The following is a 4904-nucleotide window of genomic DNA, read 5'->3' as shown; positions in this document are numbered from 1 at the left end:
GCAGACATTGCGTCTTTTGTAGCATTGCTGGCCAGCGCAGAAGGCCGCTCCTTTAATGGCACCGCCATTACCATTGACGGCGGTTCAAATGCATAGCGTATGCTATTGTAGTATATAACGATGCGGGTAAAACCTGAAATGTAAAACACCCAATGTAAAATGTAAAAGTAAGGGGCGGTGAAACACTGACTGGCATTGGTTCTTCGCCCGCTTTTACATTTTGCATTTTACATTTGATATTTTGCATTTACATGCTCTCCATATTCCTATCTAATTAAATAGCTCCACCTGTTTTACCATCAATGTATTTTTGCTTTCCCCGTGCAAAATATTGTGCTATATTTCTACAGCATTTAGCACGTTATCATTGATGTAAGATCTTTAAACCTCTCTTATAGCATCGTTATGGCTGTTTTTAATTTAACCATCAATAACACGGACTACAAGGTAGACGTGGACCCGCAGATGCCCCTGCTATGGGTAATCCGCGACTTTGCAGGGTTAACCGGCACCAAGTTCGGATGCGGCATTGCACAATGCGGCGCCTGCACCGTGCACCTGGATGGCACTGCTGTACGCTCCTGCTCCATACCGGTATCATCAGTGGGCAAACAAAAAGTAGTTACCATCGAAGGACTGTCTGAAAACGGGGATCATCCCGTACAAAAAGCATGGGAAGAAGCCGATGTGCCGCAATGCGGTTACTGCCAGGCCGGACAGGTTATGAGCGCCGCCGCTCTCCTGAAAGACAAACCGCATCCTACCGATGAGGAGATAGATAACATGATGTCGGGCAACATATGCCGTTGCGGAACCTATAACCGTATTAAAAAAGCCATTCACATGGCAGCAAAAGGAGGTCAGTCATGAATACATCCACCATCAACAAAAACATCAACAGAAGACATTTCCTCAAGATCGGCATTACTGCCGGCGGAGGGCTGGTACTGGGCATGGAATGGCTGGCTGCGTGTAGTCCTTCCGGTAGTAATGGGCCGGAAGTGATGCAAACCCTCAACGCCTATATTAAAATAGGCGCCGACGGTCTGGTGACCATTATGGCGCCCAACCCCGAAATAGGGCAGGGGGTTAAAACATCATTGCCCATGATAGTAGCTGAGGAGCTGGATATAGACTGGAAAAATGTGCGCATAGAACAGGCCCCGCTTGATACGGATAAGTATAAACGGCAGGTAGCCGGCGGCAGCGGATCGGTACGCAGCAGCTGGGAGCCTTTCCGCCAGGCAGGCGCCACCGGCCGGCAAATGCTGGTGAACGCAGCTGCCCTTCAATGGAAGGTAGACCCTGCCGCCTGCACCACCGAAGCCGGTATGGTGCACCATAAAAGCAGCGGTAAAAAAATTGCCTATGGCGAGCTGGTAGAAAAAGCCGCCACCATGCCGGTACCTGAAAATGTGCAGCTGAAAGATCCGGAGCAATTCAGGATCATCGGTACCCGCGTTGGCAACTGCGATACCAAAGCCATTGTTACCGGCAAACAGCAATACGGGATAGATACCAAACGCGAAGGCATGCTGTACGCCAGCGTTATCCGCCCGCCTGCATTCGGGCAAAAGCTGGTATCTTTTGACGATGCTGTCGCCCGCAAATACAGCGGCGTAAAGGATATTGTAAGCTTTGACGATAAGATAGCGGTGCTGGGCCGCAGCACCTGGGAAGTGATGCAGGCCGCCAAAGCAGTGAAAGCCGTGTGGAAAGATGATGGCACCTTGGAAAGCACCGCCGACTACAAAGCAAACTTCAACAAAATATTGCAGCAGCTGCCTAAGGAGTCCAAACGGAAAGACGGCAACGTGAAAAAAGCGCTGGCATCCGGCGCAAAAATATTTGAGGCAACGTTTGAATGTCCTTTCATTCCGCATAACACCATGGAGCCCATGAACTTTTTTGCGGATGTAAAACCCAACAGCGTAGAGCTGTATGGCCCAACCCAGCTGCCGGACAGGGTGCGCAACGCCATTGCGGAAAAGCTGAAAATACCCAAGGAAAATATTAAGGTAGGCATGACCCGCATTGGCGGCGGTTTTGGACGCAGGCTATCAACCGACTTTGCAGAGGAGGCCGTTGCCGTATCGCAGCTGGCCAAAGCGCCCGTGAACGTGATATGGAGAAGGGAGGAAGATATGGGCGGCGGTTACTATCGCCCTATGGCCTTATACAAATACAAAGCTGCTACCGACAGCAACGGTAAGCTCGTAGCCTGGCATCACCACTCGGTGGGCGTAACCGGCAACACCGCCCGTGAAAATAACTTTCCTGCCGGCGCAGTGCCCAACCTGCAGGTAGACACGCATGAATATAAATCGCCGGTTACTACCGGCCCCTGGCGCGCCCCCATACATAATTACATTGCGTTTGCAGAAGAGTCGTTCCTGGATGAAATAGCGCACGGCGTTGGCAAAGACCCCGTAGCTTTTCGCCTGGAGCTGCTGGAGCTGGCCCGCACACAGCCGGCAGGCAAGGTAGATTATGATGTGGACCGATATGCCGGCGTAATCAAAAAAGTAGCGCAGATGGCTAACTGGGGCCAGCCCAAACCCGGCGTGTACCAGGGCATTGGCGCACACTTTTCCTTTAGCACCTATGTAGCGCAGGTGGCGGAGGTGACTAACGTAAACGGGCAATGGAAAGTTAACAAGATCTACTGCGCCGTAGACTGCGGCACAGTGGTGAACCGCAGCGGCGCGGAAACCCAGGTAGAAGGCGCCATGATCGATGGCCTGGGCCATGCCATGTTCGGAGAGCTGACCCTTACCAAAGGCAAGCCCGACCAAACCAACTACGATCACTACCGCCTCATACGCATGCGCGAAGCGCCGCCCGTTGAAATTGCTTTCATTCAGAATAATGAAAAACCTACCGGTTTGGGCGAACCCGGCCTGCCGCCCGTAAGCGCCGCAGTAGCTAACGCCTTATTTGCCGCCACCGGCCACCGGTTCAGATCACAGCCATTTATGAACAGCGCCGCTGTATTTTCAGTGCAGAAACAGAGCGAAGTTTAATGAATAATGAATAATGAATAATGAATAATGAAGAATTAATAATTAATGGATGGTGTTTTGTCGGAAAGATCGAATAAAACATGCATTTCCAGTTATTATTAATTCTTCATTCTTAATTATTAATTATTAATTATATTGGAATGGATGAAAGACATCAAAGATATTGTAGCTGCATTTGAGAAGGCACAGCAGGAAGGAAAACAAACCGCGCTGGCCACTGTGGTGCTGGTAGAGGGATCGGCGTACCGCCGCCCCGGCGCGCGCATGCTGATAACCGAAGACGGGCAGCTGACGGGCGCCATCAGCGGCGGCTGCCTCGAAGGCGACGCCCTGCGCAAAGCCCGGCAGGTAATGTTCCGCCAGCAGGCCATGCTGGTTACCTACGATACTACCGATGAAGACGACGCCAAGCTGGGTGTACAATTAGGCTGCAACGGCATTATCCACATACTCATAGAGCCGGTGGTGCCCGCAGCTGTTAACCATCCCATTCAGCTGTTAAAAGCCTGCCTGCAGCAACGGCAAACGGCCGTGCTGGTTACCCTGTTTTCGCTGGAAGATAAAAAGGGCATACAACCCGGTACTGTAATGCTGTTAACAGCAGACAGCGTGCAGCAGAATGCTTTTTTGAATAACATGGAGTGGCCGGGTAATACCCTGCTGAATGATGCCCGTGAAGTTCTGCGCACCCAGCTGCACGTTACCCGCGAATATACCGGCGCCCGCGCCTTTACCGCATTCATAGAAGTGGTGCAGCCCGCGCCGGCGCTGCTGATATTCGGGGCCGGCAATGATGCTATTCCCTTAACCGCGCTGGCCAATGTATTGGGCTGGGAAACCACGGTAGTAGACGGCCGCCCGGCCTACGCCACCCCCCGGCGTTTTCCGCAGGCCGGCAGGGTACTGGTGTCTAAACCAGACCAGGCATTATCCCGGCTGATAATAGACAGCCGCACCGCCGTGGTGCTCATGACGCATAATTATAACTACGACCTGGCCATGCTGCGCCAGCTGCTGCCCATGCAGCTGCCTTACATTGGCTCCCTGGGCCCTAAAAAAAAGCTGGACCGCATGCTGGAAGAGCTGCGCGCCGCAGGTATGACCATCACCCCGGAACAGCTGCAGAAGGTGTACGGCCCTACAGGGCTGGATATTGGCGCGGAAGGCGCAGAAGAAATAGCGCTGTCTGTAATGGCAGAGATCAAAGCGGTACTGTCCGCCCGCGTCGGCACGCCCCTGCGCGATAAGGATGCGCCTATCCATGCTTCGCAGCATGGCGGGGCAGCAGTACTGCATTAACCTGTAGATTTGTATTATGACAGGCATCATTATACTGGCGGCGGGCGCATCTACCCGCATGGGATCTCCCAAGCAGCAGCTGCTGTACCAGGGGCAAACCCTGCTGCAGCGCGCCATCCATACCGCTTTGAGCACGGAATGCACGCCCGTGATCGTAGTGCTGGGCGCACATGCCATGGTGATATCCCCGGAAATTCCCAAAGAGCGCATTACCATGATCAAAAACCCCGACTGGGCATCCGGCATCGGCTCGTCTATCCGCTGCGGCATGCTGGCCCTGCAGGAAAAAGCGCCGCTGTCTACCGGCGTAATCCTGATGGTATGCGATCAGCCCCACGTAACCACTGCCCACCTGCAGCAGCTGATGCAGCAAAAGCTGGACACCGGCAAGGGTATTGTAGCCAGCTATTACAGTAACACCATGGGCGTGCCGGTATTGTTCGACAAAGCCTTTTTTCCCCAGCTGCAGTCCCTCAGCGGCCAGGAAGGCGCTAAAAAGCTGTTATACCAGTATGAGCATGAAACCGCCGCCATACCGTTTCCACCGGGAGAGGTGGATGTAGATACGAAGGAGGATTATGA

General features: G+C 53.0%; 4 protein-coding genes. All 4 read left to right on the top strand.

Translation table 11 applies throughout. The features are described from left to right. Positions 1-405 precede the first annotated feature (405 nt). On the top strand, positions 406-870 hold the full coding sequence (locus VFS25_RS14355) for a (2Fe-2S)-binding protein (protein WP_326462848.1): 465 nt from the start codon (positions 406-408) through the stop codon (positions 868-870). Beyond that, a complete protein-coding gene (locus tag VFS25_RS14350; protein ID WP_326462847.1) occupies positions 867-3023 on the top strand; it encodes a xanthine dehydrogenase family protein molybdopterin-binding subunit in 2157 nt (718 codons plus the stop codon). The genes VFS25_RS14355 and VFS25_RS14350 overlap by 4 nt, the downstream gene beginning before the upstream one ends. A 144-nt stretch (positions 3024-3167) precedes the next feature. Then, positions 3168-4322 carry an XdhC/CoxI family protein gene (locus VFS25_RS14345; RefSeq protein ID WP_326462846.1) on the top strand — a complete coding sequence of 385 codons (1155 nt, stop codon included), beginning with the start codon at positions 3168-3170 and terminating at the stop codon, positions 4320-4322. A 16-nt stretch (positions 4323-4338) separates the two neighbouring features. Then, a partial coding sequence (locus VFS25_RS14340; RefSeq protein ID WP_326462845.1) for a nucleotidyltransferase family protein occupies positions 4339-4904 on the top strand: 566 nt, incomplete at its 3' end.

It is taken from the genome of Chitinophaga sp., assembly GCF_035761305.1.
Taxonomy (GTDB): domain Bacteria; phylum Bacteroidota; class Bacteroidia; order Chitinophagales; family Chitinophagaceae; genus Chitinophaga.
This window is presented reverse-complemented; position numbering and strand designations above follow the sequence as displayed.

Bases quoted from the DNA above. Each gene is read 5' to 3' on its own strand.
- VFS25_RS14355 (WP_326462848.1), top strand. From the start codon at position 406: ATGGCTGTTTTTAATTTAACCATCAATAACACGGACTACAAGGTAGAC.
- VFS25_RS14350 (WP_326462847.1), top strand. From the start codon at position 867: ATGAATACATCCACCATCAACAAAAACATCAACAGAAGACATTTCCTC.
- VFS25_RS14345 (WP_326462846.1), top strand. From the start codon at position 3,168: ATGAAAGACATCAAAGATATTGTAGCTGCATTTGAGAAGGCACAGCAG.